30 protein-coding genes and 1 pseudogene are annotated in these 26,658 nt (G+C 67.4%); 8 read left to right on the forward strand and 23 right to left on the reverse strand.

Going from position 1 to position 26,658, the window contains the following annotated elements; translation table 11 throughout:
• The 9 genes and pseudogenes from A5782_RS17055 to secY form a co-directional block, all read right to left on the reverse strand.
• A pseudogene (locus A5782_RS17055) lies at positions 1 to 355 on the reverse strand (hypothetical protein); the annotation flags it as partial.
• Positions 336 to 2,093, reverse strand: coding sequence for a thiamine pyrophosphate-binding protein (locus A5782_RS17060; protein WP_067102710.1), 1,758 nt, complete (start codon positions 2,091 to 2,093; stop codon positions 336 to 338). The pseudogene A5782_RS17055 and the gene A5782_RS17060, both read right to left, overlap by 20 nt.
• A gap of 187 nt (positions 2,094 to 2,280) precedes the next feature.
• Positions 2,281 to 3,621, reverse strand: a complete 1,341-nt coding sequence (locus A5782_RS17065; RefSeq protein ID WP_067102712.1) for an FAD-binding oxidoreductase — start codon at positions 3,619 to 3,621, stop codon at positions 2,281 to 2,283.
• A gap of 38 nt (positions 3,622 to 3,659) precedes the next feature.
• Complete coding sequence (locus A5782_RS17070; protein ID WP_067102714.1) at positions 3,660 to 4,856, reverse strand: NAD(P)/FAD-dependent oxidoreductase; 1,197 nt, start codon at positions 4,854 to 4,856, stop codon at positions 3,660 to 3,662.
• A gap of 45 nt (positions 4,857 to 4,901) precedes the next feature.
• Positions 4,902 to 5,621 carry an anti-sigma factor gene (locus A5782_RS17075; protein WP_067102716.1) on the reverse strand — a complete coding sequence of 240 codons (720 nt, stop codon included), beginning with the start codon at positions 5,619 to 5,621 and terminating at the stop codon, positions 4,902 to 4,904.
• A gap of 30 nt (positions 5,622 to 5,651) precedes the next feature.
• Positions 5,652 to 6,197, reverse strand: a complete 546-nt coding sequence (locus A5782_RS17080; RefSeq protein WP_082942986.1) for a sigma-70 family RNA polymerase sigma factor — start codon at positions 6,195 to 6,197, stop codon at positions 5,652 to 5,654.
• Between the two features lie 106 nt (positions 6,198 to 6,303).
• Positions 6,304 to 7,104, reverse strand: a complete 801-nt coding sequence (gene map, locus A5782_RS17085) for a type I methionyl aminopeptidase (protein ID WP_067102720.1) — start codon at positions 7,102 to 7,104, stop codon at positions 6,304 to 6,306.
• Between the two features lie 2 nt (positions 7,105 to 7,106).
• The gene (locus tag A5782_RS17090; RefSeq protein ID WP_067102721.1) at positions 7,107 to 7,652 is read right to left on the reverse strand and encodes an adenylate kinase; all 546 of its coding nucleotides are present in this window, start codon (positions 7,650 to 7,652) and stop codon (positions 7,107 to 7,109) included.
• The gene (gene secY / locus A5782_RS17095; protein WP_067103131.1) at positions 7,649 to 8,974 is read right to left on the reverse strand and encodes a preprotein translocase subunit SecY; all 1,326 of its coding nucleotides are present in this window, start codon (positions 8,972 to 8,974) and stop codon (positions 7,649 to 7,651) included. Before secY ends, A5782_RS17090 begins: the two co-directional genes overlap by 4 nt.
• A gap of 290 nt (positions 8,975 to 9,264) precedes the next feature.
• Between secY and A5782_RS17100 the strand changes: the two genes are divergently transcribed.
• Both A5782_RS17100 and A5782_RS17105 read left to right on the forward strand, forming a co-directional pair.
• Positions 9,265 to 10,179 (forward strand): class I SAM-dependent methyltransferase, encoded by a 915-nt coding sequence (locus A5782_RS17100; protein ID WP_067102723.1) that lies wholly within the window; start codon positions 9,265 to 9,267, stop codon positions 10,177 to 10,179.
• Positions 10,180 to 10,295: 116 nt separating this feature from the next.
• Positions 10,296 to 11,216 carry a class I SAM-dependent methyltransferase gene (locus tag A5782_RS17105; protein WP_067102725.1) on the forward strand — a complete coding sequence of 307 codons (921 nt, stop codon included), beginning with the start codon at positions 10,296 to 10,298 and terminating at the stop codon, positions 11,214 to 11,216.
• A 3-nt stretch (positions 11,217 to 11,219) separates the two neighbouring features.
• Here the strand turns inward: A5782_RS17105 and A5782_RS17110 are convergent, their stop codons facing one another.
• Positions 11,220 to 11,885 carry a GNAT family N-acetyltransferase gene (locus A5782_RS17110; protein ID WP_067102727.1) on the reverse strand — a complete coding sequence of 222 codons (666 nt, stop codon included), beginning with the start codon at positions 11,883 to 11,885 and terminating at the stop codon, positions 11,220 to 11,222.
• Positions 11,886 to 11,894: 9 nt separating this feature from the next.
• Complete coding sequence (locus tag A5782_RS17115; protein ID WP_067102729.1) at positions 11,895 to 13,256, reverse strand: FGGY-family carbohydrate kinase; 1,362 nt, start codon at positions 13,254 to 13,256, stop codon at positions 11,895 to 11,897.
• A gap of 30 nt (positions 13,257 to 13,286) precedes the next feature.
• Between A5782_RS17115 and A5782_RS17120 the strand changes: the two genes are divergently transcribed.
• From A5782_RS17120 to A5782_RS17140, 5 genes are all read left to right on the forward strand, one after another.
• Positions 13,287 to 14,267, forward strand: a complete 981-nt coding sequence (locus A5782_RS17120; protein ID WP_067102731.1) for an NAD(P)-dependent oxidoreductase — start codon at positions 13,287 to 13,289, stop codon at positions 14,265 to 14,267.
• Positions 14,264 to 14,917, forward strand: coding sequence for an L-fuculose-phosphate aldolase (locus tag A5782_RS17125; protein WP_067102733.1), 654 nt, complete (start codon positions 14,264 to 14,266; stop codon positions 14,915 to 14,917). The genes A5782_RS17120 and A5782_RS17125 overlap by 4 nt, the downstream gene beginning before the upstream one ends.
• 114 nt (positions 14,918 to 15,031) lie before the next feature.
• Entirely contained in the window at positions 15,032 to 15,982 is a 951-nt protein-coding gene (locus tag A5782_RS17130) for a class I SAM-dependent methyltransferase (protein ID WP_067102736.1), read from the forward strand.
• Between the two features lie 12 nt (positions 15,983 to 15,994).
• On the forward strand, positions 15,995 to 16,909 hold the full coding sequence (locus A5782_RS17135; protein ID WP_067102738.1) for a class I SAM-dependent methyltransferase: 915 nt from the start codon (positions 15,995 to 15,997) through the stop codon (positions 16,907 to 16,909).
• 22 nt (positions 16,910 to 16,931) lie between these two features.
• Complete coding sequence (locus A5782_RS17140; protein WP_067102740.1) at positions 16,932 to 17,846, forward strand: class I SAM-dependent methyltransferase; 915 nt, start codon at positions 16,932 to 16,934, stop codon at positions 17,844 to 17,846.
• Here A5782_RS17140 and sppA read toward each other — a convergent pair whose 3' ends face one another.
• Entirely contained in the window at positions 17,847 to 19,622 is a 1,776-nt protein-coding gene (gene sppA, locus A5782_RS17145; protein WP_067102742.1) for a signal peptide peptidase SppA, read from the reverse strand. It abuts the gene before it with no gap.
• Between the two features lie 38 nt (positions 19,623 to 19,660).
• Here sppA and A5782_RS17150 point away from each other — a divergent pair, with 38 nt between their 5' ends.
• Positions 19,661 to 20,587 (forward strand): LLM class flavin-dependent oxidoreductase, encoded by a 927-nt coding sequence (locus tag A5782_RS17150; protein ID WP_067102744.1) that lies wholly within the window; start codon positions 19,661 to 19,663, stop codon positions 20,585 to 20,587.
• On the opposite strand, the gene rplO is transcribed toward A5782_RS17150, so the two are convergent.
• The 11 genes from rplO to A5782_RS17205 form a co-directional block, all read right to left on the reverse strand.
• The gene (gene rplO / locus A5782_RS17155) at positions 20,568 to 21,032 is read right to left on the reverse strand and encodes a 50S ribosomal protein L15 (RefSeq protein WP_067102746.1); all 465 of its coding nucleotides are present in this window, start codon (positions 21,030 to 21,032) and stop codon (positions 20,568 to 20,570) included. The two genes, A5782_RS17150 and rplO, sit on opposite strands and share 20 nt — an antisense overlap.
• The gene (rpmD, locus tag A5782_RS17160; protein WP_067102749.1) at positions 21,029 to 21,247 is read right to left on the reverse strand and encodes a 50S ribosomal protein L30; all 219 of its coding nucleotides are present in this window, start codon (positions 21,245 to 21,247) and stop codon (positions 21,029 to 21,031) included. The genes rplO and rpmD overlap by 4 nt, the downstream gene beginning before the upstream one ends.
• A complete protein-coding gene (gene rpsE / locus A5782_RS17165; protein WP_067102751.1) occupies positions 21,244 to 21,927 on the reverse strand; it encodes a 30S ribosomal protein S5 in 684 nt (227 codons plus the stop codon). Before rpsE ends, rpmD begins: the two co-directional genes overlap by 4 nt.
• A 55-nt stretch (positions 21,928 to 21,982) precedes the next feature.
• Positions 21,983 to 22,390 (reverse strand): 50S ribosomal protein L18, encoded by a 408-nt coding sequence (rplR, locus tag A5782_RS17170; protein WP_067102753.1) that lies wholly within the window; start codon positions 22,388 to 22,390, stop codon positions 21,983 to 21,985.
• 2 nt (positions 22,391 to 22,392) lie between these two features.
• Positions 22,393 to 22,932, reverse strand: coding sequence for a 50S ribosomal protein L6 (rplF, locus tag A5782_RS17175; RefSeq protein WP_067102755.1), 540 nt, complete (start codon positions 22,930 to 22,932; stop codon positions 22,393 to 22,395).
• A gap of 23 nt (positions 22,933 to 22,955) precedes the next feature.
• Positions 22,956 to 23,354, reverse strand: a complete 399-nt coding sequence (rpsH, locus tag A5782_RS17180) for a 30S ribosomal protein S8 (RefSeq protein ID WP_007773558.1) — start codon at positions 23,352 to 23,354, stop codon at positions 22,956 to 22,958.
• 84 nt (positions 23,355 to 23,438) lie between these two features.
• Positions 23,439 to 23,624 (reverse strand): type Z 30S ribosomal protein S14, encoded by a 186-nt coding sequence (locus A5782_RS17185; RefSeq protein WP_007167851.1) that lies wholly within the window; start codon positions 23,622 to 23,624, stop codon positions 23,439 to 23,441.
• A gap of 3 nt (positions 23,625 to 23,627) precedes the next feature.
• Positions 23,628 to 24,206, reverse strand: coding sequence for a 50S ribosomal protein L5 (rplE, locus tag A5782_RS17190; protein ID WP_067102757.1), 579 nt, complete (start codon positions 24,204 to 24,206; stop codon positions 23,628 to 23,630).
• Positions 24,206 to 24,523, reverse strand: a complete 318-nt coding sequence (gene rplX / locus A5782_RS17195; protein ID WP_067102759.1) for a 50S ribosomal protein L24 — start codon at positions 24,521 to 24,523, stop codon at positions 24,206 to 24,208. The genes rplE and rplX overlap by 1 nt, the downstream gene beginning before the upstream one ends.
• Complete coding sequence (gene rplN, locus A5782_RS17200; RefSeq protein WP_003403649.1) at positions 24,524 to 24,892, reverse strand: 50S ribosomal protein L14; 369 nt, start codon at positions 24,890 to 24,892, stop codon at positions 24,524 to 24,526. It lies immediately after the preceding gene.
• Positions 24,893 to 25,122: 230 nt separating this feature from the next.
• The gene (locus tag A5782_RS17205; protein WP_067102761.1) at positions 25,123 to 26,646 is read right to left on the reverse strand and encodes an HNH endonuclease signature motif containing protein; all 1,524 of its coding nucleotides are present in this window, start codon (positions 26,644 to 26,646) and stop codon (positions 25,123 to 25,125) included.
• Positions 26,647 to 26,658 lie beyond the last annotated feature (12 nt).

Below are 26,658 nucleotides of genomic sequence, written 5' to 3' on the forward strand. Positions count from 1 at the left end.
TGATGCGATCCTCGGCAGCGTCAGATGTGTATAAGAGACAGGGAAGCAACCGGTCGTAGGCCAGCCAGAGCCCGGGCTCGTCGGTGGGTGCGAAGTCACGCAGGGTATAGGTCCACTCCTCGAGGCTGCGGGTATCGGAGAGGTATTCGAACAGCTCGTCGGGCGGGCAGTCGACGTAATCGTTGACCGTGCAGTACTGGCCGAAGACCTCGTCGTGCGGATACACCGACCGCATCTTCGCCATGAACATCGGGGCGGTCTGCTCTAAGGGCGAGGTCTCGATACGGACCACTCCCTCGATCGGCTCGGTGGTGCCGGTGTGAACGTGAATATCGTCAAGCGCTGGCAGTGACATCAGTTTTCTTCCCCTCGTGGGTTGTTGTGCTGTGCTGAGCAACGTGATTGGTGGGCTGTCGGTTGAGAAATGCTGCGAACGGCGGGATTTCGTCGGCGGAGCACTCGATGCTGACCACCGACGGACCGTCTGTCGCCATCGCCCATTCCAGTGCGCCGGGCAACGCGTCGATGTCGGTGATGTCGAGCGACGACAGCCCGGGAAACATCGCCGCCAGCCCGGCCCCCAACTTGCTGGGGCCGAACCGGTTGTAGCTGTACAGGTCGTCGTAGAACAGCTGCTCGCGGGTCACGCACATGGCATGGGCGTTGTTGTTGAACAAGACGAACGTCACCGGCAGCCGATACTGCACCGCGGTGTGCACCTCCATGCCGTGCATGAAGAAGGCGCCGTCTCCGGCGATGACCACGGTGCGGCTGCTGGGCCCCTTACCGAGAGCACGGCCGAAGGCCATCCCGATCCCGGCACCGAAGCTGTAACCCATGCCACCCATGCCGAGCGCGACAGCGAACCGCCCGCCACGCCGGACAGGCAGGTGGTGGATGGCGGCTGCACCGGTGTTGCCGGCGTCGACGACGATGTCGACACCGGCGGGCAGCACCCGATCCAGCACCGCCATCGCATTGCGGTAGCGCACGCCCGGACCGTCGAAGTCCGGTGGACTGAGTTCGGTGCGTGCCGCAAAGTCGGGCACCCGCAGGCCCTTTGGCCGCCCCCGCCCGGACAGCTCCGTGGTCAGCATTCGCAACGACGCCCGCAGGTCGTCGGTGTGCACGTGGGTGCATGCGAAATACGGGGGCGCGGAACCGATCGAGATCGTGCGCACCGCGGTGAACGCGTTGTCGAGGCCGGTGCGGGCGGTCACCGACAGGCGCGTACCGATCACCAAGCACAACGTGCTGGCCCCGACCGCCTCAGCCACACCGGGGTGGCCCATCACACCCGTCACACCCAGCGCCGACGACGCACCCGAACCAGGTGTGCCGGCTACATCTTTGGCGTCGGGCACACATGCCACTTGTGCGCGCAGCATGGCGCGGAGATTCTCCAGCTCGGCTCGGGCATCGTCTCGGGCCACCTGCTCACCGGCGATGATCGTGACCGGTCCTTTGGCAGCGCGCAGCGCGCGCACTATCGGATGTACGGCGCCGATCCCGGGCGCCGATGACGTGATGGCGTTTTGCGCATGTCCGTCGTATCCGTTGACCGTGACAGCCATTTGCTGAACATCCTTGGGCAACAACAAAACCGCGGGACCTCCGGCGAGGGCCGCCGCGATGGCATCAGGCAGCGCCGTCAGGATGTCAGAGGGCTTCAACACGCGCCGGCAGAAGACCGACACCGCGGAGAACAGCGCCTCGGCATTCAGCGAACCATTGCGGCCACTGGTGTCCTGAAAGCTCCCTCGTCCGTCCATTGTGGTCGCGGGCTGACCGACCAACGCCAACACCGGCACCCGGCTGGCCAATGATTCTCCAAGTCCGGGAACGAGATTCAGCGCACCCCCGCCGGCGGTCGCGGCTACCACCCCCAACCCGGCGCCACTGCGACTGTACCCGTCGGCCATCGTGGCCGCGGAAAACTCGTGCTTGGCCAACACCGCGGTGATGCCCGAACAGAAGTGCGCCGCATCGTAAAGGTCTTCGACGTTGGCGCCGTCGACACCGAATATGTAATCGCTGTCTGTTCTCGCGAGGTGCTCGACGATATGGTCGACCACTCGGTGTTGCCTGGACATCCGCCCGCCTAACTTGTGACGATGCCAGTACTACGTCCCCGAGATGACTTCAGTTCAATAGGGAACCGAATTCACCGAGCCCCGGCACGGGTCGTGTCGGCGAAAAACTCTTGCCCCCTGAGCCTTTCATTCGACACACGCCTAATAGTGCGGCATGGCCGCACCATCGCTGGCGTCCGGGGGTCCTTCAGACGCCGCCCATCCAGCTGTGGAATCGACCATCCGGGTCGTAGGCCGACCGCACCTTGTCCAGGCGTGCCATGTTCGATTCGGTGATGAATCGCGCCGGACGCCGGCACAGGTTCTCATCGGCGAGCGAGATTCCGGTCGCCAAGTGCGACATCGCCGCCATGTTGCACGCGGCCCAGTCGCGGTACCGTTCGTCGTCGGCCGGATCTTGCCAGATGGTGTAGAGCGCCATATAGATCTCGTCTTCCAAGCCGTACACCATCTCGGCGCGGTCCGCGGACGTCTTCCACCCCGTGAAGATGAAGTGCGAGGGGTGCGGTGGCATGGTTTCGATGATCTTGCGGATGCCGGGCAGCAGTTCTTCGGCGCAAGCCGACGTGAACATGCTGTCGGCGATATAGCGGTGGCCCTTCGGATAACTGGTCATCACCGCGGTGTACCAATTGGTAAGGGTCGTCGGCGCATAAGCGAGGTTGACGATCGCCTTGTCGAGAACCGGGCAGCTGCTCAGTGGCGCAAGGGCTTTGATTGCCTCGTCTTCTGAGTCGGCGAAGACCGGCGAGGCAATCGTGATGCCGGGCTGATTGAGCCCGGCACCGGGAAAGCTGCGCGCGGTATGCATCTGCAGTTCGACGCGCTCGTCGATCTCGGAACTGATCGCGCGTCCCCACGTGAACACCTCGTCGGCGACTTCTATCGGGTACATGTACAGGCAGGTGCCCCATACCGGCGGCCGGGGATAGATCCGCAGTTTGAACGAGGTCACCACACCGAAGAAGCCCGGCCCCGACCCGCGGGCCGCCCAATACAGGTCGCAGTGGTTCTCGGCATCGCAGTAGATCTGTTCACCGTCGGCGGTGATGACCTCGAGTCCGAGCACGCTCTCGCATGCCGGCCCGAGCACCGAACTGTTCCACCCATAGCCGCCCTGCAGGAGATAGCCGCCGAGACAAATTCCCTCGCAATGCCCCGCGGGAAAGAACAGGCCCTGCGCGTCCAGATCGGCCGCGAACACGCTGGCGACCTTGCCCGGGCCGACGTCCGCGGTCATCCGATCCGGTTCAACGGTGCAATGATCGAGCCGGCTGACGTCGAGCAGCAGGCCACCGTCGCGCAGGTGACTGGCCGCCCAGCTGTGTCCGCCCGAACGTACGCCGACGCGATGTCCGCCGGCCCGCGCGTAACGCATCGCCGCGACCACGTCGCCGGTGTCGTGCGCTTGTACGATCACGTCGGGGAAACGTTCTGGCACAAGGCCATTCCATACCGTGTCGCGTCGGGCCGCTTCGTATCCCGGCGCGCCGCGCACGAACGTCTTTTCAGGGGAAAGTAATTCCATTGCATTCCCTCGGGTTTGGCGCACCGCCTGGCTTGGTGCTAATGAGATACCGCCGTCAACTGGCCGACATGACTGCCCTGTGGCCGTTTCAGGTGGGCCGCGACTTCTGCGGCCAGCGGCGTGGCGGCCCGCCGGATCGCCCGCAGCGGGCCATTGGGCGGAATGCCGTATCCTATCGCGAACATCCCGTCGCCGACGTGGGAGGCAAAGCCGCCGCGCGGGTTGCCACGCCCGTCGAGGACGCCGAGGTGTCCGACCAAACCGTCGAGATTCGTCCGGAACCCGGTAGCGGCGACGATCACCTGAGGCGCCACCGACGTGCCGTCGGCGAGAACCACGCGGTCGGATTCGAGCGCCTCGACGGCGCTGACGACCTCGACGCGCCCGGCCCGCACGGCGTCGACGAGCGCGTCGGCCAGCGTCGGTATGCGACCTCGCGTTTCCACCATCGCCTTGAGCCCCAGCGGCGGTCGGTGGAAGCCGTAGCCCGACAGGTCACCGAACATCAGGCGGTTCACGCGTGCGATCACCGGATCGACCAGCCGCGCGGGGACCCTGGAGAACAGCTCGAGGAAGATGTCGGAGGGAAACGGTCCGATGGCCCGCCGCACCAGATGCGGCGGTGTGCGCACCGCCAGCCAGATCCGGGACGCGCCGTCGTTGGCGAGCTGGACGGCGATGTCGGCAGCCGAGTTGCCCGCCCCGACAACGAGTACATCGCAGCCACGGTAGGGCCAGGCGTTGGTGAAGTCGCCCGAGTGAACGATCGCGCCGTTGAAGCGATGAAGTCCGGGCCAGGGCGGGATGGTGGGCACGCTGTAGTTGCCGGTGGCGAGAACTATTGCCGGGGTTCGTATTTCACCCGATGAGGTGTCAAGTTGCCACACTCCCCCGGCACGGATGACGCCGCGCACATCGCATCCGAGCAGCAGCGTGATGTTCTGCCGCACGACGTAGCGATCGAAGTAGCGGACCATGTCCTCCTTGGTCGGCCAACGACCGGCGTGCAACGGAATCCGTTGTCCGGGAAGGTGTGACAGGGACCCCGTCGTGTTGAGGCGGAAGTTGTCATAGCGCGTGCGCCAGGAAATCGCCGGGGCCGCCGCGCGGTCCACAACAAGCGCTTTGACGCCATGCCGATAGTCGAGCTCCCGCGCGACAGCCAGGCCCGCAGGCCCCGCCCCGATCACGACGACGTCGGGAGTGTGGTCTACCGCCTGATGCGTGCCTGGCATGGCTATAACACGACAGGCGAGTACCTTCAGTTCACCGTGTCCGGTTTACAGCGATCGCTGCAGCAGCACCTGGCCGCTATCGGCGGCCACCACCTGCACGGCGGCGATCTGGTCGACCGGAGTCGAGATGGCGCCCGCGGGCGTCGCGGTGTGACCGGGCACGGCCACCCACGTCGCCAACCGGGTCTTGCTGCCGTCACGACCCACCACGACCATCGCGAGCGTGTCATGGTGCGCATTCAGCGGAGCCAGGCACACGCAGCGCAGGTCGATGGATGTGCCCCAGTGCTGGCCGCTGACCGCGACCGTCGACGTCAGCAGGCTGGTGCCCACCTGCGCCATCGGCGCCGACGATGCGGTCACCTGCTGGGACGGAGTCGACGACCACCCCTCGAGACCGACGAACACCCCGATAGCCAGCACTACGGCCGCGGCCGCCGACGCCACCCAGGTCACCACCCGGGTACGGCGACGGCGCCACCGAACCGTCGCCAGCAGCGACGGCAGCAATTCCGGAGACATCTCCGGGGCCGGACCGGATTGGTTGATCGCGGCCACTTCTTCACGGTCAAGCTGTGACAGCAGGGCCGGCACACCACTGAGATCGGCGACGGCCCCCCGGCAAGCCGGGCAGTGCGCCATGTGCGTCTCGAATTCGCGCCGTTGCGCGGCCGACAAAGATCCCAACACGTATGCGGCATCCCACATCGCGTAGCGGTCTTCGGGAGGGCCGATATCCTGCACCGGCGTCCTCATTTCATTCATTTTCGTCACCCCTCAAGCATTCGGAGCCCCTCATCGGGTAACTCCCAGTTCCTGCAGAGTGAGTCGCAACGCCCGCACTGCATAGTGTAGTCGCGACTTCACTGTTCCCTCAGCGATGTCGAGGTCTGCAGCAATCTGTGTAGTGGTCCATCCGCGGTAGTAGGACCGTTCGATCACTGCTCGGTGCTCGGCGGACAACTCGGCCATCGCGTCCGCTATCAGCAACCGGTCCAGCGCCGCATTGACCTCATCCGGCGTGGACTGTTCGGGCGCCCCCGATACGTCTGTGGATCCGACGACGTTGCGATACCGCGCGCTGCGCCGGTCGTCGATGATCATGTTGCGGGCGACGGTGAACAACCACGCCCGCGCCGAGCGCTCCGTGTCGCCGACGACTTCGGGGTGTTGCCATGCCCGCAACAACGTCTCCTGGACCACGTCCTCGGACTGGCTCGCATCCCCCGTCAGCCGCAGCGCGTAGCGCCACAGCACCGCGGCGTGCTCGTCGTAGAGCGCCTTCATTAGAGCAGCTTCGGCAGCCCCGGAAGCCCTCCACGTGCCAGCCACACGAGCCACTCGATCACCTCCTGCCAGATAAACGAGCGGAACAGGCACTCGGTTCAATGGCCCCGACCCGCCGCGCCCGGCTCCGCCGCGCTTGCCATCGCGGCGGGTGCCAGTCCTAAGCCAAGGTCAGGATGCGGGGCCCGGCGTCGGTGACCGCGACGGTGTGCTCCCAGTGTGCCGCGCGCGACCCGTCGGTCGTGGTGACCGTCCACTGGTCGTCGAGCACCACGGTCTTGCCGGTTCCCAGCGTCAGCATGGGTTCGATGGCCAGCACCGACCCGGCGGCCAGCAGGGGCCCGCGTCCGGGAGAGCCCTCGTTGGGCAGGAAGGGGTCCATGTGCATCTGCCGGCCGATGCCGTGGCCGCCGTAGCCCTCGACGATCCCGAAGGCACGCGAATGGCGGGTCGCGGCGTCGCGCGTGCCCATCTCGATGGCGTGCGACACGTCGGTCAGCCGGTTACCGGGGACCATCGCCGCGATCCCGGCCTCCAGCGACTCCCTGGTGGCCTGCGACAGGGCTTCGTCGGCCGGGTCCAGCGTCCCCACCCCGAAGGTGATCGCGGCGTCCCCGTGCCAGCCGTCCAGCACCGCCCCGCAGTCGATCGACACCAGGTCACCGGACGCCAGAATTTCCGCGGCCGAGGGTATCCCGTGGACCACCCTGTCGTTGACCGAGGCGCAGATCGAGGCGGGGTAACCGTGGTAGCCCAGGAACGACGGCACGGCGCCGCCGTCCCGGATCACCGATTCGGCGATTTCGTCCAGGCTCAGCGTCGACACTCCGGAAACCGCGGCCGCGCGCACCGCCTGCAACGCGGCCGCCACCACCGCGCCCGCCGCGGCCATGGCGTCGAGTTCACCGGCGGTGCGCTGTGGCACCACCTTGCGACTCCGCAGCCGCGCCAGCGGGTTCATCCCTACTTGCCCAGCTCCCGCAGCGCGCGGGCAAACACTTCGTCCATGGTGCCGACGGCATCGACCGTCTTGAGTTCGTCGCTGTAGTACTCCAGCAGCGGCGCGGTCTCGTCGCGGTACACCTTCATCCGGTTCAGGATGACGTCCTCGGTGTCATCGGCACGGCCGCGGCCCTTCAGCCGCTGCAGCAACTCGTCCTCCGAGACCCGGAATTCCAGCACCGCGTCGATGTCGGTGCCGCGGCGTCCCAGCATGTCGTGCAGCGCTTTGGCCTGCTCCGTCGACCGCGGGAAGCCATCCAGGATGAATCCGTTGGCCGCGTCGGGATCGCTCAGGCGATCGTCGACGAGCTGGTTGGTCAGCTCCGAGGGCACCAGGTCGCCGGCGTCCAGGTAGCGCTTGGCCTCCAGCCCGAGTTTGGTTCCATTCTCGATGTTGCTGCGGAACAGCTCTCCGGTGGAGATGTGCGGGATCCCGAGTTTTTCGGAGAGCTTCTGGGCCTGCGTTCCCTTGCCCGCTCCCGGCGGTCCCAGCAAAACGACTCTCACTTGAGGAACCCTTCATAGTTGCGCTGCATCAGCTGACTCTCGATCTGCTTGACCGTATCCAAGCCGACGCCAATCATGATCAACACCGCAGTACCGCCGAACGGCAGATTCTGAACCGCTCCGCCATTGCCAATCTGCAAGAACAAGTTGGGCAGCACCGAAATTGCGCCGAGGTAGATCGAACCCGGCAGGGTGATCCGGCTCAGCACGAAACGCAGGTAATCGGCGGTCGGCTTGCCCGGCCGGATGCCGGGGATGAACCCGCCGAACTTCTTCATCTCGTCGGCGCGCTCGTCGGGATTGAACGTGATCGACACGTAGAAGTACGTGAAGAAGATGATGAGTCCGAAGTAGATGGCGATGTACACCGGGTCGCTCGGGTCGGACAGGTAGCTGCCGACGAACTTGTCCCACCAGCTGTTGCCCACGCCGCCGCTGCCGCTGCGGATCAGCTGGGTGATCAGGTGCGGGATGTAGATCAGCGAGGACGCGAAGATCACCGGGATAACACCGGCCTGGTTGACCTTGAGCGGCAGATACGTCGAGGTTCCGCCGTACATGCGCCGGCCGACCATGCGCTTGGCGTACTGGACCGGGATCCGGCGCTGGCCCTGCTCGACGAACACCACGCCGACGATGATGGCCAGCGCGGCGACCAGGACGGCGGCGAGGATCATCCCCCCGCGGCTGTCCAGGATCGTCTTGCCCTCGGCGGGGATGCGCGCGGCGATGCCCACGAAGATCAGCAACGACATGCCGTTGCCGATGCCGCGCTCGGTGATCAGCTCGCCCATCCACATCACCAGCGCCGCGCCGCTGGTCATCACCAGCACGATGACGACCAGCGTGAAGATGCTCTGGTCGGCGATGATGTCCAGCGAGCAGCCCTGCAACAGCCCGCCGTTGGCGGCCAGGGCCACGATGCTGGTGGCCTGCAGGATGGCCAGCGCGATCGCCAGATAACGGGTGTACTGCGTCATCTTGGCCTGGCCGGATTGGCCTTCCTTGCGCAGCTCCTCGAACCGCGGGATGACCACCGTGAGCAGCTGCACGATGATGCTGGCGGTGATGTACGGCATCACCCCCACCGCGAACACGGTGAGTTTTAGCAGCGCACCACCGGAAAACAGGTTGATCAGCGAATAGATCTGTCCGGCCGCGCCGCCGCTGGCCTCTTTGATGCACTGCTGGACGTTCGGATAGTTGACGCCAGGGGACGGTAGCGCGGCGCCGACCCGATACAAGACGACGATTCCCAGCGTGAAGAGGATCTTCCGTCTCAGGTCGACTGTCCGCAGCGATGAGATGAAAGCGGAAAGCAACTCTTCCTCCTGCGCAGCCGGGGGTTCCTGCATCACGCGCCCAACACCCGCAGGCCAGGACGTACGGCGTCGCGCGTCAAACCGTGTACGAGACTAACAGCTGGTACGGGCAGGTCGGGTCAGGGCCTTTGCGCGGTCTCTTTGAAGGCAGTCTTGAAGGCCCCTCGCGGGGCCGTTAACCGGGTGTTTGCGCCACCTCCGCAACCCGGAAGAAAAACACAGGAAGCCATAAGCCGTGAGGCGTAGAGTTCCCCTGACTCGTTGCATTTGCTAAATAACTTGGGAGCAGCATGACACGCACTGACCAAGACAGCTGGGACCTAGCCTCGAGCGTCGGCGCCACAGCCACGATGGTCGCCGCGGCCCGCGCGCTGGCCAGCGAGGGCACCAATCCGATCATCAATGACCCCTTCGCCGCGCCCCTGGTGCGCGCGGTCGGGCTGGATTTCTTCCGGCGGCTGGTCGACGGTGAAGTCACCGACCCCGAGGCCTACGAGGGCAGCGACAAGGACCTGGGGCTCGAGACCGACTCCATCGCCGTGCGCACCCGCTTCTTCGACGACTTTTTCCTCAACGCCGCCCGTGACGGGGTTCGCCAGGCGGTGATCCTGGCGGCCGGCCTCGACGCCCGCGCCTACCGGCTGAGCTGGCCGCCCGGGAGTGTGGTCTACGAGGTCGATCAACCCGCCGTCGTCGAGTTCAAGAGCACCACCATGTCCAAACTGGGTGCCGCCCCGGCGGCGGAGCGGCGCACGGTCAGCATCGATCTGCGCGAGGACTGGCCGGCCGCGTTGCGCGACAGCGGCTTTGACGCGACGCAACGGACGTCGTGGAGCGCCGAGGGCCTGCTGATGTATCTGCCGCCCGCCGCGCAGGACCGACTATTCGACAACATCACCGAGCTCAGCGCTCCGGGCAGCTTGTTGGCCACCGAATATCACCCCGACACCGCCGGCACGACGATGTCGCAACGGGCCCGGGAGTTCAACGACAGGTGGGCCAAGGTCGGCTGCGACATCGACCTGTCCGGACTGTTCTTCGACGGCGAGCGCAGCAACGTCGTCGACTATCTCAACGGCCGGGGCTGGGAGGTGGCCGCCCGGCCGCGCCGCGAACTGTTCGGCGACTACGGCCTGGAATTCCGCGACGACGAGGCGATGGCGCAGTTCCGCAACATCGTTGCCGTGACCGCAACCCTGCGTTAGTGGCGGACGCAAGCGCGGCCGCGGCGATCGCAAGCGCGGCGTAGCCGGGCGCAGCGGGTCGCCGCATAGTCCAAGCCGGGCGCAGCGGGCCGCCACCATCAAGTTAGGAGACTGGTATGCCGAAGACCGACAGCAAGCGATCAGACGGCGACAGTTGGGATCTGGCGTCCAGCGTGGGAGCCACCGCCACCGCGGTGGCCGCCCGGCGAGCGCTGGCATCCAAGGGCCCGAACCCGTTGATCGACGATCCCTTCGCCGAGCCGTTGGTGCGCGCCGTCGGCGTCGAGGCCTTCATCCGGATGATGGACGGAGAGATCGAGACGCCAGAGGACGATCCCGCGTTCACTGCGCAGCGACTCGGTGAGGGCATGGCGGTCCGCACCCGGTTCTTCGACTCGTTCTTCCTGCAGGCGGCCAACTCCGGTATCCGCCAGGCCGTCATCCTGGCCTCGGGGCTGGACACCCGGGCCTACCGGCTGGCCTGGCCACCGGGAACCGTGGTCTACGAAATCGACCAGCCGCGGGTGATCGAGTTCAAGACGCGCACCCTGGCGGAGCTGGGCGCCGCACCGAGCGCCGACCGGCGAGCGGTGGGCGTCGACCTGCGCGACGATTGGCCGGCCGCGTTGGCCGACAGTGGATTTGACCCGGGCGCACCCGCGGCGTGGAGCGCCGAAGGGCTGCTGGGGTATCTGCCGCCGGAGGCACAGGACCGCCTGTTCGACAACATCACCGCGCTGTCCGCCCACAGCAGCAGGATCGGCACCGGCTACGTGCCCGACATCCGCGGCCGTATCGAAAAGCGTGGCCGTGAGATCAGCGAGCGCTGGCGGCGCATGGGGCTGGACCTCAACTGGGCCGATCTGGTCTACCCCGGCGAACGCAACGACGTGGTGACCTACCTGTCCGCACAGGGCTGGGACTCTTCGGTGCACAGCACCCCGGAGCTCTACGCGGCCAACGGTTTTGACTTCCCCGAGCAGCCGTCAATGGCCGCTTTCGCAGACATCAGATACGTGGACGCCGTTCTGCGATAACGCTCAGCGGGGATCGGCCGCCGGTGCGCGCACCACCATCGGCACCGCGGGGAAACACCCCGCCATCTCCGAGCGCGACTTGCGCAGCGCGGCGGTGCCGTAGCCCCGCTTGCGGTGATCGGGATGAATCCAGATCCGGACGTCGACCTCGCCGCGGACCAGCTCGCCGAACACCATGCCGACCTTCTCACCGGAATCGATGGCCACGAACCAGGCGGCCTCTTCGTCGTCCACCCGGCCCAGCGCTGCGCTGATCTCGTCGTCCACGCTGCCGGCCGGCCCCCCGGAACCGTCGCCGGCAAAGCCGATGTCCTCGGTGCGCACGGCGAAGATGTCGCGGTCGATCGCGGCGGAGAAGGGCCGCAGTTCCAGCGTCTCCCCCAGGCTCGCCGGACGCTCGCCCAGGGTGAAGCTCAGCTGTTTGTTCAGGTCTTCGAGTTCGGCCAGGATCTTGCGGCGCGAGTCGACGGTGAGCTGATCGAACGACATGCCCATCACCGCTTCGGCGGCGACCTGCGAGGTGTCGAGCAAGCGGACGATCGCCTTTACCGCGGCCGCCTTGTTTTCAGACTCCACCACGACGTCGGCTATCTCGTGGCGTCGTTCAAGAGCTTTCAACAGGGCGTCGGCGATCTCACGGCGGGCAGCTTTGCGGTCCTGGTCGGTCATTGCACCAGCCTAGAACGCCGGTAGTACCACCGCGCTACATCGGTGGTTTCCCAGCGCCAGGAAGCGCTGGTAGCGATCCTCGACCGCGCTCGCCCACGCGGGGTCGGGCTCGACGATGCGCTCGGTGCGCACCCATCGAGCGGCATCGGCGATGGTCGTCTCCAGGCCCGCCGCCATGCGCGCCAGAAAGGCCGCTCCCAGCGCGGCCCCTTCGGCCACCCCGGACACCTCGACCGGGCGCCCGGTGGCGTCGGCGATGGCCTGCAGCCAGGCCTCCACCCGGGTGCCACCGCCGGTGGCCACGATGCGCGACACCGGCGTCCCGCTGAGTTCGATGAGCTGGCGGACCACGAAGCCGGACGCCTCGTAGGCCGCCCGGCGCAGCGCGGCGGCGTCGTGCGTCAGGTCCAGGGCCTCGAGCACGCCCCGGCGATCCGGGTCGTGGAACGGCGTGCGTTCGCCGCGCAGATAGGGCGACCACACCGGTATGCGCCCGGGCTGGACGGCGGACGGATCTGCCGCTGCCACAACGCGATCCACCCACCCCAGGAAAAGCCCGCCGGCGTTGCTGGCCCCGCCGATCTGGCTCTTGCCGGGCGTGGTGTGCGGGATGGTCCACAGGCCGGGCATCTGCCGGGCCTCGGTGATGGTCGTCCACACGATCAGCGTGGTGCCGCACATCACCAGGACGTCGCCGTCGCCGTCGGCACCGGCGACCATCTGTTCGCACAGCGCGTCGATGGTGCCGGTGGCCAACGCGGCCTCCGTGCCGTGCACCTGTCCGACGACGGCTCCCATACTTTCCACCCGCGGCATCTGCCCGACGTCCGCGCCCCGCTCGGCGCATGCTTCGGGATTCCAGCCGGTGCCGTCGAACAAGGGAAACGCCGTGGCGGCGGTCGCGATGTCGATCACCGCCTGACCCGACAGCGCGTGGTTGGCCACCGCCGGCGCAGGCCAATAGCCGGCGGCGCCCGGCGCGTGGGCGGCCGTCCAGCGCAAGAACTCGGCGGCCTCACCCAACGCGGGAAGCGGCGGCGCTTCCCCGCCGGGAGCGCGGCCCCGGCCGTCGCCGTAGAGCAGACCCGGCGTGATCGGCGTGCCGGCGCCGTCGACGGCGGTCATCGACGGCACCATCGCCGAGACTGCCACCGCCGCGATGCCGGGTTGGTCGACCAGTTCGTTCAGTGCCGCCGACGGCCCGCGCCGCCACGCCGCCTCGGCGTCGTGCTCCAGCCGGTCGGGCGCCGGGACCCGCAGCTCGTGGGGGATGCGCACGCGCGCCGTCACGTTGCCGTCGGCGTCGGCGGCTATCGCCTTGACCGCGGTGCTGCCGACGTCGATGCCGATCGTGACGTCTTTGCGTGACACGGGCGTCACCGTACGCCAGCATTGGCACTCGTGACGTCTAAACCACGCGCCTTGGTGACCGCCCCGCTGCGGGGTCCGGGCTTCGCCAAACTGCGCGAGCTGGCCGACGTCGTGTACGACCCCTGGATCGAGCAGACCCCGCTGCGCATCTACAGCGCCGAGCAGCTGGCCGAGCGGGTCACCCGCGAAGGCGCCGAAATCGTGGTGGTGGAAAGCGATTCGGTGCGCGGTCCGGTGTTCGACCTCGGCCTGCGGGTGATCGCATCCACCCGCGGTGACCCCAACAACGTCGACATCGCCGGAGCCACCGCGGCCGGCATCCCGGTGCTGAACACCCCGGCACGCAACGCCGATGCCGTCGCCGAGATGACGGTGGCCCTGCTGCTGGCCGCCACCCGACACGTGCTGACTGCGGACGCGGATGTGCGCAGCGGCAACATCTTTCGCGACGGAAGCATCCCCTATCAGCGGTTCCGCGCCGCCGAGATCGCCGGTCTGACCGCCGGGCTGGTGGGACTGGGCGCCGTCGGCCGCGCGACGCAGTGGCGGTTGTCCGGTCTGGGCCTGCGGGTCATCGCGCACGACCCCTACAACGCCGACGCCCGGCACAGCCTCGACGGGCTGCTGGCCGAGGCCGACGTCGTCTCGCTGCACGCCCCGGTCACCGACGACACGGCCGGCATGATCGGTGCGCGGGAGTTCGCGGCGATGCGCGACGGCGTGGTCTTCCTCAACACCGCCCGCGCCCAGCTGCACGACACCGATGCACTGCTCGAAGCGCTGGTCGCCGGCAAGGTGGGCGCCGCGGGGCTCGACCACTTCGCCGGCGAATGGCTGCCGGCCGACCACCCACTGGTGGGCATGCCCAACGTCGTGCTGACGCCGCACATCGGGGGCGCCACCTTCAACACCGAGGCGCGGCAGGCGCAGATGGTGGCCGACGACTTGGAAGCGCTGCTGGCCGGCAACGCACCCGCCCATATCGTCAACCCGGAGGTGCTAGGGCCGTGAAGTTCGTCGACAACCCGGAAACCGCGGTGCTCGACGCCGCCAAGGACATGTTGCGCCGTGGCCTGGTGGAGGGGACGGCCGGCAACATCTCGGCCCGCCGCGCCGACGGCAACATCGTCATCACCCCGTCGTCGGTGGACTACCGCGACATGCAGCTCGACGACCTGGTGCTCATCGACCCGGCCGGCTCGGTGCTGCAGGCGGCCGAGGGGCGCTCACCGTCGTCGGAGATGCAGCTGCACCTGGCGTGCTATCGGGCCTTCGACGACGTCGGCAGCGTCATTCACAGTCATCCGGTGTGGGCCACCATGTTCGCCATCGCCCACGAATCGATCCCGGCCTGTATCGACGAGTTCGCCGTCTACTGCGGCGGCGATGTCCGGTGCACCGACTACGCCGCGTCGGGCACGCCCGACGTCGGCACCAATGCCGTGAAGGCGCTCGAGGGCCGCGGCGCCGCGCTGATCGCCAACCATGGCCTGGTGGCGGTGGGACCGCGGCCCGACAAGGTGTTGCATATCACCGCGCTGGTCGAGCGGACCGCCCAGATCGTTTGGGGTGCAAGGGCTCTCGGCGGTCCGGTGCCCATCCCCGAGGACGTCAACCGCAACTTCGCGTCCGTCTACAGCTATCTGCGAGCGAACACCTGACGCCGCGAACGCCATCAGGACAGGTTGCCGCGAATCGGGGGAAGCGTACAGTGGGTGAAGCTTGTTATATCGGCTAAATATTAGATGGACTATCTCCGATAAGGGGCACAAAATATGACCTCCACCAGGTACGAAGGCGACACCTGGGACCTGGCGTCCAGCGTCGGGGTGACCGCGACTATGGTCGCGGCGGCCCGCGCCATGGCCACCCGCGCCGACAAACCACTGATCAACGACCCGTTCGCCGAGCCGCTGGTCAAGCTGGTCGGCGTGGACCTGCTCTCCCGGCTGGCCGGCGGCGAGCTGGATCCCGCCGAGTTGAACGACGTGCACGACGGCGCCGCCGGGTCCGCCGGGGCGATGTCACGCATGGCCGACAACATGGCGGTCCGAACCAAGTTCTTCGACGAGTTCTTCCTGGACGCGACGAACGCCGGCATCAAGCAGGCGGTGATCCTGGCATCCGGGCTGGACGCCCGCCCGTACCGGTTGGCGTGGCCGGCCGGGACAGTGGTCTACGAGGTGGACCAGCCGCAGGTCATCGAATTCAAAACGCGAGCGCTGGCCGATCTGGGTGCCGCTCCGACCGCCGAGCGGCGGGTGGTGGCCGTCGATCTGCGCGACGACTGGCCCACCGCATTGCGCAACGCTGGATTCGACCCGGCCCGGCCGACCGCGTGGAGCGCCGAGGGCCTGCTCGGCTACCTGCCGCCCGACGCGCAGGATCGCCTGCTGGACACCATCACCGAGCTCAGCGCGCCGGGCAGCCGGCTCGCCACCGAGAGCGCGCCCAACCGCGAGCCCGGCGACGAGGAGAAGATGAAGGAGCGCATGCAGACGATCTCCGAGCGTTGGCGTGCGCACGGTTTCGAGCTGGACATGGCGGGGCTGGTCTACTTCGGCGATCGCAACGAAGCGGCGCCCTACCTGTCCGACCGTGGCTGGCGGCTGAAGAGCGCCAGCATCGGAGAACTGTTCGCGGCCAACGGACTTGACCCGCTCACCGACGACGACATGCGCATGGGTGAGATGCTCTACACCAGCGGCACACTCGGCGAGAAATAGGAGACAAGAGGCATGACCATCGACGCGGGACGCACCGACGGCGACACCTGGGGTCCGGCACACAGCGTGGGAGCGACGGCCACCATGGTCGCCGCGTCCCGCGCCGTAGCGTCCAAGGGACCCGATGCCCTGCTTGACGATCCGCTGGCCGACCCGCTGGTGCGTGCCGTGGGGCTAGACCCGTTCATCCGCATCATCGACGGCGAGATCGACTTCGAGGACGACCCGCTGTTCAACCGCAAGGCGCGCGCCGAGCAGATCACGGTGCGCACCAGGTTTTTCGACGAGTTCTTCACCGGTGCCACCGAAGACGGTGTGCTCCAGGCGGTGATCCTGGCGTCCGGCCTGGACACCAGGGCCTACCGCCTGCGGTGGCCGGCCGGCACCGTCGTCTACGAGATCGACCAACCGGAGGTCATCGCCTTCAAGACCGACACGCTGGCCGGCCTCGGCGCCGACCCCACCGCCGAGCGCCGCGCCATCAGCATCGACCTGCGCGACGACTGGCCTGCGGCCTTGCGCGACGGCGGATTCGACGTCACCCAACCGACGGCGTGGAGCGCCGAAGGGCTGCTCCCCTACCTGCCGCCCGAAGCCCAGGACCGGCTGTTCGACAACATCACCGCGCTCAGCGCGCCGGGCAGCCGGCTGGCGACCGAACACATACCCGACCCCGACGCGTTCTCCGACGAGCGCTTGGCGCGCATCTCCGAGCGCTGGCAGCGCTTCGGTTTCAACCTCAACGCGGCCGACCTGTTCTACCGGGGCCAGCGCAACGTCGTCGTCGACTACCTGACCCGCAAGGGTTGGCAGGTTACGCCGTCTACCGCCCGGGAGTTGTACGCCCGCAACGGGTTCCAATTCCCCGAGGACGAGATGACGGCGACCTTCGGTGACATGAGCTACGTCGCCGCGACCCTCAAGTAACGCTCGGGTTAGGGTTCGGGGTATGTCACGCACTCACGACGATGAGTGGGATCTGGCGTCCAGCGTCGGCGCGACGGCGACCATGGTCGCGGCCGGACGTGCCATGGCGACCAAGGATCCCCGCGGTTTGATCAACGATCCGTTCGCCGAGCCGCTGGTGCGCGCGGTCGGGGTGGACTTCTTCACCAAGATGATGGACGGCGATCTCGACCTGGATGCCATCGAGAATGCCACGCCGGTGCGTATCCAGTCGATGGTCGATGGAATGGCGGTGCGCACCAAATACTTTGACGACTACTTCGTCGACGCCACCGGCGGCGGGGTGCGCCAGGTGGTGATCCTGGCCTCCGGGCTGGACTCGCGTGCCTACCGGTTGCCCTGGCCGGCCGGAACGGTCGTCTACGAGATCGACCAGCCGCGGGTGATCGAGTTCAAGAGCAGCACCCTGGCCGATGTCGGCGCCGGGCCGACCGCGTCGCGGCGCACCATTCCCATCGATCTGCGCGCGGACTGGCCCGCCGCCCTGAAGGCGGCGGGATTCGATACGACGGCGCCGACGGCATGGCTGGCCGAGGGTCTGCTGATCTACCTGCCGCCCGAAGCCCAGGACCGGCTGTTCGACAACATCACCGCGCTCAGTGCACCCGGCAGCACCATCGCCACCGAATTCGTGCCCGGCATCGTGGATTTCGACGCGGAAAAGGTGCGCGAGATGTCCGGTGCATTCCGGGAGCACGGCGTCGACATCGACATGGCGTCGTTGGTCTACACCGGCGAACGCAACCACGTCGTCGACTATCTGTCCAGCATCGGGTGGCAGGCCCAGGGCGTGACCCGAACGGAACTCTTCGAGCGCAACGGCATCGAGGCGCCCGCCCCGGAGAACGACGACCCGCTCGGCGAGATCGTCTTCATCAGCGCCAGGCTCACCGGCTAGCTAGAGCCGCCAGGGCCCCAGCCACAGCGCGCTGGCACCGTTGCAGGACCGTTCGGCGTTGTCCAGGATGCCGCCGATGGTGCGGCCCAGCAGCGCGCCCAGTGCGTCGGGCAGCGACGCGGCGGCCGGCTGCGAGGAGGCCCGTGGCCGCAGCATGTCCAGCAGCGATCCGCCCGGGTAGGTGACGATGCGCACGTCGGTGTCTTCGTCCAGTCCGGCAAGGATTTTCGCCCGGCGCAGCGCCGTTCGAAAGCCGCCCAGTTCGTCGACCAATCCCCCCTCGCGCGCATCGGCGCCGGTCCACACCCGGCCCCGGGCGACCCGATCGACGGCCTCGGTCGTCAGATTGCGGCCGTCGGCGACTCGCTCCAGGAAATCGCTGTACACCAGGTCGGCCTCGGCCTCGCGGTGAGCGCGCTGCTCGGGGGTGAACGGCGTCTCGATCGACCAGGCATCGGCATTGGCGTTGGTGCGCACGGCATCTAACCCGACGCCCATCCGCTCCAGCAGATCGCGAATCACCAGCTTGCCGGTGATCACGCCGATCGAACCGGTGATGGTGGCGGGACTGGCGACGATCGCGTCGGCGGCCACCGCGATGTAATAGCCGCCGGACGCGGCGACCGCACCCATCGACGCCACCACCGGCTTGCCGCGTTTACGAGCCCTTTTCACTTCGCGCCAAAGGGTTTCCGATGCGGTGACCGAGCCGCCGGGACTGTTCACCCGCAGCACGATCGCGGACACCGAATCGTCGGCGGCGGCTTCCCGTAGCGCGGGGGCGATGGTGTCGCTGCCGACAGTGGAGGCGCCGAACGGCAGGAACTGCGGTCCCCCTCGCCCGTCGACGATCGTGCCGTCGATGTTGATGACGGCCACGGTCGGCTTGGCGCGGCGTCCGGGAACCGAGGGTACCGGCGGGGTCAGCCGGGACCGGGCCGCGCCGGCGTAGCGCGACAGGTACAGCCGGGGTGGTGTGTTCTCCTCGGAAACATCTTCCACACCAACCAGTTCCGCCATGCGGTCATAGGCTTCGTCCCGGAAGCCGATCCGGTCGACCAGGCCCGAGGCCACAGCCTCCTCGCGCAACAGCGGGGCGCGATCGGCAAGCGCGTCGAGGGCACCGGCATCCAGCTTGCGTGAGTGCGCCACCGCTTCCCACACCTGCTCTTGCAGGCTTGCAAGCATCCGGGTGACGGCCTCGCGGTGGGCCTCGGTGAAGCCGTGCTCGGTGAAACGGTTTGCCGCCGACTTGTATTCGCCGCGTGCGACGAATTGCGCCTCGATGCCGGCCTTGTCGAACGCGTCGCGCAGGAAGGTCGCATTGCTGGCGAAGCCGATCAGCCCGACGCTTCCCGCGGGCTGCATCCAGACCTCACCGAACGCCGAAGCCAGGTAGTACGACAACGTGCCCGGGTAGGTCTCGGCCCAGGCCAGTGAGGGCTTGGCGGCGGTGAAAGCGACGATGGCCTCGCGCAACTCCTGCACCGCGGCCGCCGGCGACGCCGTGAGTTGCACCCGCGCGATCAATCCGGCGACCCGCGGGTCCTCGGCGGCGCGGTAGATGGCGGCCACCGTGTCGCGCAGCACTGCCGGCCGGTTTCCCCCGCTGATGATGGCCAGCGGGTCAAAGCCTGATATCTCCGGCGGCATCGAGCGCAGGTCCAATTCGAGCACACAGCCGTTGGGCACGCCGTGATGGCGGACGGTATCGACCCGGCCGGCCAAGGCCCGAACCTCGTCGACTCCGGGGATCGAAGGCAGGAAAGCGAACATGTCTGCAGACTACCGATGCACGGCCGTACGGTGGTCGGGTGAGGTTCTCCATCGCGATCCCGCAGTTCGACTACGGCAGCTTCGACGGCGCGGGGCTGCGCGCTTTCCTCGCGCGCGCCGAAGAGCTCGGTTTCGAGGGCGGCTGGCTCCTCGAACAGATCATCGGGCCCGCACCGCTGCTGGCACCGCTGGAGCTGCTGGCGTATTGCGCCGCCTGCACCGAGCGGCTGCGCCTGGGCGTCGCCGTCCTGGTGACGTCGCTGCACGACCCGCTGCAGTTGGCCTCCGCCGCCACCGCCGTCGACCGACTCAGCCACGGCCGCCTCGACATTGGTGTCGCTCCCGGTGGCGGGAGGCGGCAGTTCGCCGCCTTCGGCGTGGACAAGAGCACCTTCATCTCGTATTTCACCGAGGGCCTGGAGCTGATGAAGGCGGCCTGGTCCGACGAACCGAGGGTGACGTTTCACGGTCGGTTCCGCGACGTCGACGACCTGCCCATCCAACCCAAGCCGGTGCAGCGGCCGCACCCGCCGATCTGGTTCGGCGGCCTCGCGCCCAAGGCCCTGGCCCGCGCGGTGCGGCACGGCGACTCATTCCTGGGCGCCGGCTCGTCTACCACCGAAGCGTTCGCCGGCGCCGTGACCGTCGTGCGCCGCGAACTCGACGAGCAACACAAGGACCCCGCGAACTTCACCATCGGCAAACGGGTCTACCTGATGGTCGACGACGACGCGGGCAAGGCCCGGGAGCGTGTGCTCGACGGGCTGGACCGCATTTACGGGCCGATGCCCGGCGTGCAGGATGTGCCGGTCTCCGGCACACCCGACGGCGTGGTACGCGGGTTGCGTGAGGTCATCGACGCCGGGGCGCAGATGGTGCTACTGAATCCCGTCGGCGTCGACGCCAACGAGAACCGCGAGCAGATGGAACGCCTTGCCGCGGAGGTTATTCCGCAGCTGAGCTAGCTTTGGACAGCTCGGTGGCCGAACCGCCTGCGGCGGTGATCTTCTCGCGGGCGCTGCCGCTGAACTTGTGCGCGGACACCTCGACCTTGACCGTCAGCTTGCCGTCGCCGAGGACCTTGACCAACGAGTTGCGGCGAACGGCGCCCTTGGCCACCAGCTCGTCCACGCCGATCGAACCACCCTGCGGGAAAAGCCGATTGAGGTCGCCGACGTTGACGATCTCGTACTCGGTGCGGAACCGGTTCTTGAATCCCTTGAGCTTGGGCAGCCGCATGTGGATCGGCATCTGGCCACCCTCGAAGGTCGCCGGCACGTTCTTGCGTGCCTTGGTGCCCTTGGTACCGCGACCGGCGGTCTTGCCCTTGGAACCCTCACCGCGACCGACCCGGGTGCGCGCGGTCTTCGATCCGCGCGCCGGCTTGAGATCGTGCAGCTTGATCGTCATTTCTTGCTACCTCCGGTACCCGCGGTCCTCGCCTCGGCGGGCTCCACCTCGACGAGGTGGCTGACCACCGCGATCAGTCCGCGGGTCTGCGCGTTGTCCTCGCGGATCACCGAGTGGCGAATCCGCCGCAGACCCAGGGTGCGCAGGGACTCCCGCTGCTTCCAGCGGGCGCCGATGGTGCTGCGCACCTGGGTGATCTTCAGTTGACTACTCATGGTTGCGCCCCCGGCGTCTGGGCCTCTCGTGCCGCCGCACTGGCCATCGCGTCACTTTCCCGGCGCGCCTTGAGCATTCCGGCCGGCGCAACGTCCTCGATGGGCAGGCCGCGGCGAGCGGCCACCTCCTCGGGGCGCTGCAGCAGCTTGAGCGCGGTGACCGTCGCGTGCACCACGTTGATCGCGTTGTCGCTACCCAGCGACTTTGCCAGAATGTCGTGCACGCCAGCGCATTCCAGCACCGCACGGACGGCGCCACCGGCGATCACACCGGTACCCGGGCTGGCCGGGCGCAGCAGCACCACGCCGGCGGCCGCCTCACCCTGCACCGGGTGGGTGATGGTCCCGCGGATCAGCGGCACCCGGAAGAAGCCCTTGCGGGCCTCTTCGACGCCTTTGGCGATGGCCGCGGGAACTTCCTTGGCCTTGCCGTAGCCGACACCGACCATGCCGTTTCCGTCGCCGACGATCACCAACGCGGTGAAGCTGAATCGCCGACCACCCTTGACCACCTTGGAGACGCGGTTGATCGCGACAACCCGCTCCAGGTAGTTGCTCTTGTCGCCGTCGCGGTCGCGGCCGCCACGACCGCCGTCGCCGCGCCGACCGCGGTTGTCGCGGTCTCCGCGCGAATCGCGGCTGTCGCCGGCGCCTTGTCCGCCGGCTGGCTGCTCCGCCATTATGCGGTCCTTCCAGTCGTGTTCAGGCTCTCGGTCATCACGCTGATGTTGTTCATCAGAATTGCAATCCGTTCTCGCGTGCGGCATCGGCCAGCGCCGCGATCCGCCCGCCGTAGGTGTATCCGCCACGGTCGAAGACCACGCTGTCGATGCCCGCGGCCTTGGCGCGCTCGGCGATCAGCTGGCCCACCCGCACGCTGCGGGCTTTCTTGTCTCCCTGCAGGCCGCGCACGTCCTCCTCGATCGACGACGCGGCGGCCACCGTGGTCCCGTTCTCGTCGTTGACCAGTTGCACGTGAATGTGTCGCGCGGACCGGTTGATCACCAGCCGCGGACGCTGCGGGGTACCGGCGATCTTCTTGCGCAGTCGTGCGTGCCTACGCAGCCGAGAGACGCGACGAGTCGCGGATACGCTCTGCCCCGCCGGCTTTCGCGCGGCAGTGCCAGCTTGTGTTTGCGCCATGATTACTTACCTGTCTTTCCGACCTTGCGGCGGATCTGCTCACCCTCGTAGCGCACGCCCTTGCCCTTGTACGGGTCGGGGCGGCGCAGACGGCGGATGTTCGCCGAGATCTGGCCGACCTTCTGCTTGTCGATCCCGGTGATGGTGAATTTCGTCGGCGACTGGACGGCGAACGTGATGCCGTCCGGGGCCTCGATCACCACGGGGTGGCTGTACCCCAGCGCGAACTCGAGGTTGGAGCCCTTGAGCTGCACCCGGTAACCGACGCCGAAGATCTCCATCTTGGTGGTGTATCCCTGCGTCACGCCGGTGACCAGGTTGGACACCAGGGTGCGCGACAGTCCGTGCAGCGAGCGGTTGCGCCGCTCGTCGTTGGGACGGGCGACCACGATGGCGCCGTCGTCGTTGCGCGACACGGTGATCGGCTCGGCCACGGTCAGGTCCAGGACGCCCTTGGGCCCCTTCACCGAAACCTTCTGACCATCGATCGTTACGTCGACCCCGGTCGGGACCGGAACCGGCTGCTTACCAATGCGAGACATAGTCTTTCGTTACCTCCCCGCCCTTACCAGACGTACGCGAGGACTTCGCCGCCCACGCCCTGTCGGGCCGCCTGGCGATCGGTCAGCAGGCCCGAGGAGGTGGAGATGATCGCCACACCCAGGCCACCGAGCACGCGCGGCAGATTGGTGGATTTCGCATACACCCGCAAACCGGGCTTGGACACGCGGCGCAGGCCGGCGATGCTGCGCTCGCGGCTCGGCCCGTACTTGAGCTGGACGATCAGCGACTTGCCGACACGAGCATCCTCGGTCCGGTAATCGGTGATGTAGCCCTCGCTTTTGAGGATCTGGGCGATGTTTGCCTTCAGCTTCGAGTGCGGCAATGTCACCTCGTCGTGGTACGCCGAATTGGCGTTGCGCAGACGTGTCAAGAAGTCTGCGATCGGGTCCGTCATCGTCATGACAGCGTTGGTACCTTCCTCGCGATGGTTCCCGGTCCGGGCCTGTCGCGCACCTTTTGTGGGTTGGTCTTAGGGGTTGGGCTGTTACCAGCTGCTCTTCTGCACGCCGGGCAGTTCGCCCGCGTGCGCCATCTCGCGCAAGCAGATCCGGCACAGGCCGAATTTGCGGAAGACCGCGCGCGGGCGGCCGCACCTATTGCACCGCGTGTAGCCGCGCACCGCGAACTTCGGCTTGCGTGCGGCCTTGTTGACCAGCGCCTTCTTTGCCATCGCTCAAGCTCCTCTTTGAGGTTCGTCCTTGAAGGGAAAGCCGAGGGCCCGCAACAGCGCTCGTCCTTCGTCGTCAGTAGTCGCCGAGGTGACGACGTTGATGTCCATGCCGCGGACCCGGTCGATCTTGTCCACGTCGATCTCGTGGAACACCGACTGCTCGGCCAGTCCGAAGGTGTAATTGCCGACACCGTCGAACTGCTTGGGCGAAAGCCCCCGGAAGTCGCGGATACGGGGCAGCGCAATCGAGGTGAGGCGGTCCAGGAACTCCCACATCCGGTCGCCCCGCAGGGTGACCCGCGCGCCGATCGGCATGCCCTCACGCAGTTTGAACTGCGCGATGGATTTGCGTGCGCGACGGATTTCGGGGCGCTGGCCGGTGATCAGACCCAGGTCGTTGACCGCGCCGTTGATCAACTTCGCGTCCCGCGCCGCATCGCCGACACCCATGTTGACGACGACCTTGGTCACCGTCGGGATCTGCATGACGTTGGCGTAGCCGAACTGCTGCTGCAACGAATCACGAATCTCGCTGCGGTAGCGCTCTTTCAGACGCGGCTGAACTTTTTCTGCAGTACTCATCAGATGTCCTTGCCGTTGCGCTTGGAGATACGAACCCGCTTGCCGGTCTCCTCGTCAAGCCGGTAACCGACGCGGGCGGGCTTACCGTCCGAGTCGACGACCATCACGTTGGAGACGTGGATGGGGGCTTCCTGGGTGACGATCCCACCCGACTGCGCTCCGCGCTGGTTGGTCGAAATCGCGGTGTGCTTCTTGATCCGGTTGACGCCCTCGACGAGCACTCGGTCGCGTTCCGGGTAAGCCTGCAGCACCTTGCCTTTGGCACCCTTGTCCTTGCCGGCGATGACCAGGACGGTGTCGCCTTTGCGGACCTTCATTTACAAAACCTCCGGGGCAAGCGAGATGATCTTCATGAACCGCTTCTCGCGCAGTTCGCGGCCCACCGGCCCGAAGATGCGCGTCCCGCGCGGGTCGTTGTCGGGCTTGATGATCACCGCGGCGTTCTCGTCGAACTTGATGTAGCTGCCGTCGGGACGCCGACGCTCCTTGACCGTGCGCACCACGACGGCTTTGACGACATCCCCACGCTTGACGTTGCCGCCCGGAATGGCGTCCTTGACGGTGGCGACGATGACATCACCGATGCCGGCGTAGCGTCGCGACGAACCGCCGAGCACACGGATGCACAAGATCTCCTTGGCGCCGGTGTTGTCGGCGACCTTCAGTCGCGATTCCTGCTGAATCACTCGATCTCCTGACCTGGTTGCGTGTGCACGGCAGGAGAACCCACCTGAGTGAGCATTCGGCGGGCATGACCCACCAAAAAACCTGACGTGCGCGGTCTTTGTCACCGAAAGGCACGCGGGGCCGATTCGCACCGGCCGAGGTCTGCCCAAGGCAACCCCTAGAGTCTAGGGGACGACCAGCTCAGAGCCAAATTCTGTGCGAAGGCGATCGAGATGGGGAAATCACGCACCTAAAACGGTGGCGGATCCTCGTCGGGCCCGCAGCTGGCGGGCCAGGCGTAGCTCACGGCCGGGGCGGCCCGGGCCATCCGTGCGTCGCGGTTGCGGCGGCGTTCGGTGGCGATGCGCGCGGTGCGGTTTTGAGCACGGGTGCTGCGGCGTTTGGGCATCATCGCGGTGCGCTGACCGCAGTAATCCGGGGGCGGATCGGCTTCGGCGGCCGGTATCGCGCCGGTGCTCGAGCACAGGCTCGGAAACAGCAGCGCGCTGCCCGGGGTCGTGACGTAGGTGTGCCCGGCCGGCGAGGTCAGGATCAGCGTCGCGTCGGGCAGTTGCTGATCCCGCCAGCCCCAGAACGTCTTGACCAGGTGATGACTGCGGCAATAGCACTTCAGGTTCGAGGCATGCGTTGGCCCGCCCGCGGCGTACGGGATCGTGTGGTCGATGTCGCATTCGGTGGCCGGGCGGTCGCAGCCGGGCCAGCGACACGTCAGATCCCGGCAGCGCACGAAATCGGCCAGCGCCTTCGAGGGCACGTAACCGGGCTCAGGGGCGGCGTCACCGGGGTGCACCAGCGGCACCAGCTTGGCCGAAGCGGCCAATTCGGCAACGAGTTCGGGGGCGATGAGTCCGTCGGCGCCCAGCTCGGAGGCGGGCGCGGCACCAGGCTGGTCAAGCGTTGGCCGCTCGGCAATGACGTGAATCACCACCGCGCCGGGCGCGGGCCGCTTCCCGGCCGCGCAGTCGGGGCGCCCGCAGCGGCAGCCCAGCCGGTCCGCCCCGGCCGCCAGGGTCCCCAGTGCATCGGCCCGGCGCTGCTCACGGCTGCGTGGATCGTGCTCACATACCGTGCCCGCCAACGCATCGAGCCGTTTGTCCAGCGCATGCGCATCCGGGGTGAGCAGGCCGCCGTGGATCTCGGCGATACCCCCGACCCCTTCCGCGATCCACACCTGGCGGTCGGCCACGAACTTCTTGCGTCGCCGCACCGCATCCGCGTCGGCCTTGGCCACGATCTTGTCTACCTGCGCGCAGAGCCGTCCCCGGGTCATCGACGGCCAGCGCGCCACGTTGACGGCCAGCTCGGCGTCCACCGCGGCGACCACCTCGGGGTCCGCGATCAAATCGGTGCGGAACACGATCGTTTGAAACATGAGGTAGCCGATATCCCCGGCTGTGAAGACCGCGCCCACCTTCGGCAGCCGTTCGCGCATCGCCCGGGCATACCGCAACCGGCTTCCGGCCAGCCCCTGCCCGATCCGCAACGCCGCAGCCACCTCGGCGGCTACCGCCTCCTGCGTGTCGACCGCCCAGTCCTCGGTCTCCGAGCACCGCGACAACCGGTACGCGAACAGCTTTCCGATGGCGACCAGCTGGGCGGCCGCGGCCCGGTTCTCCTCCCGCGCCGACGCACAGATCGCCTCGATGAGCGCCTGGGACTCCGGCGTGGTCGACGGGTAGTGCCGCTCGACGAGTTCGTCAAACCGGGCGATCACCTCCGGCGGCGATCCCGTCCCCGAGCTGCATTCGAACATAGGTTCGATCAT

Source organism: Mycobacterium sp. 852002-40037_SCH5390672, assembly GCF_001665875.1.
In the GTDB taxonomy this organism is placed as follows: domain Bacteria; phylum Actinomycetota; class Actinomycetes; order Mycobacteriales; family Mycobacteriaceae; genus Mycobacterium.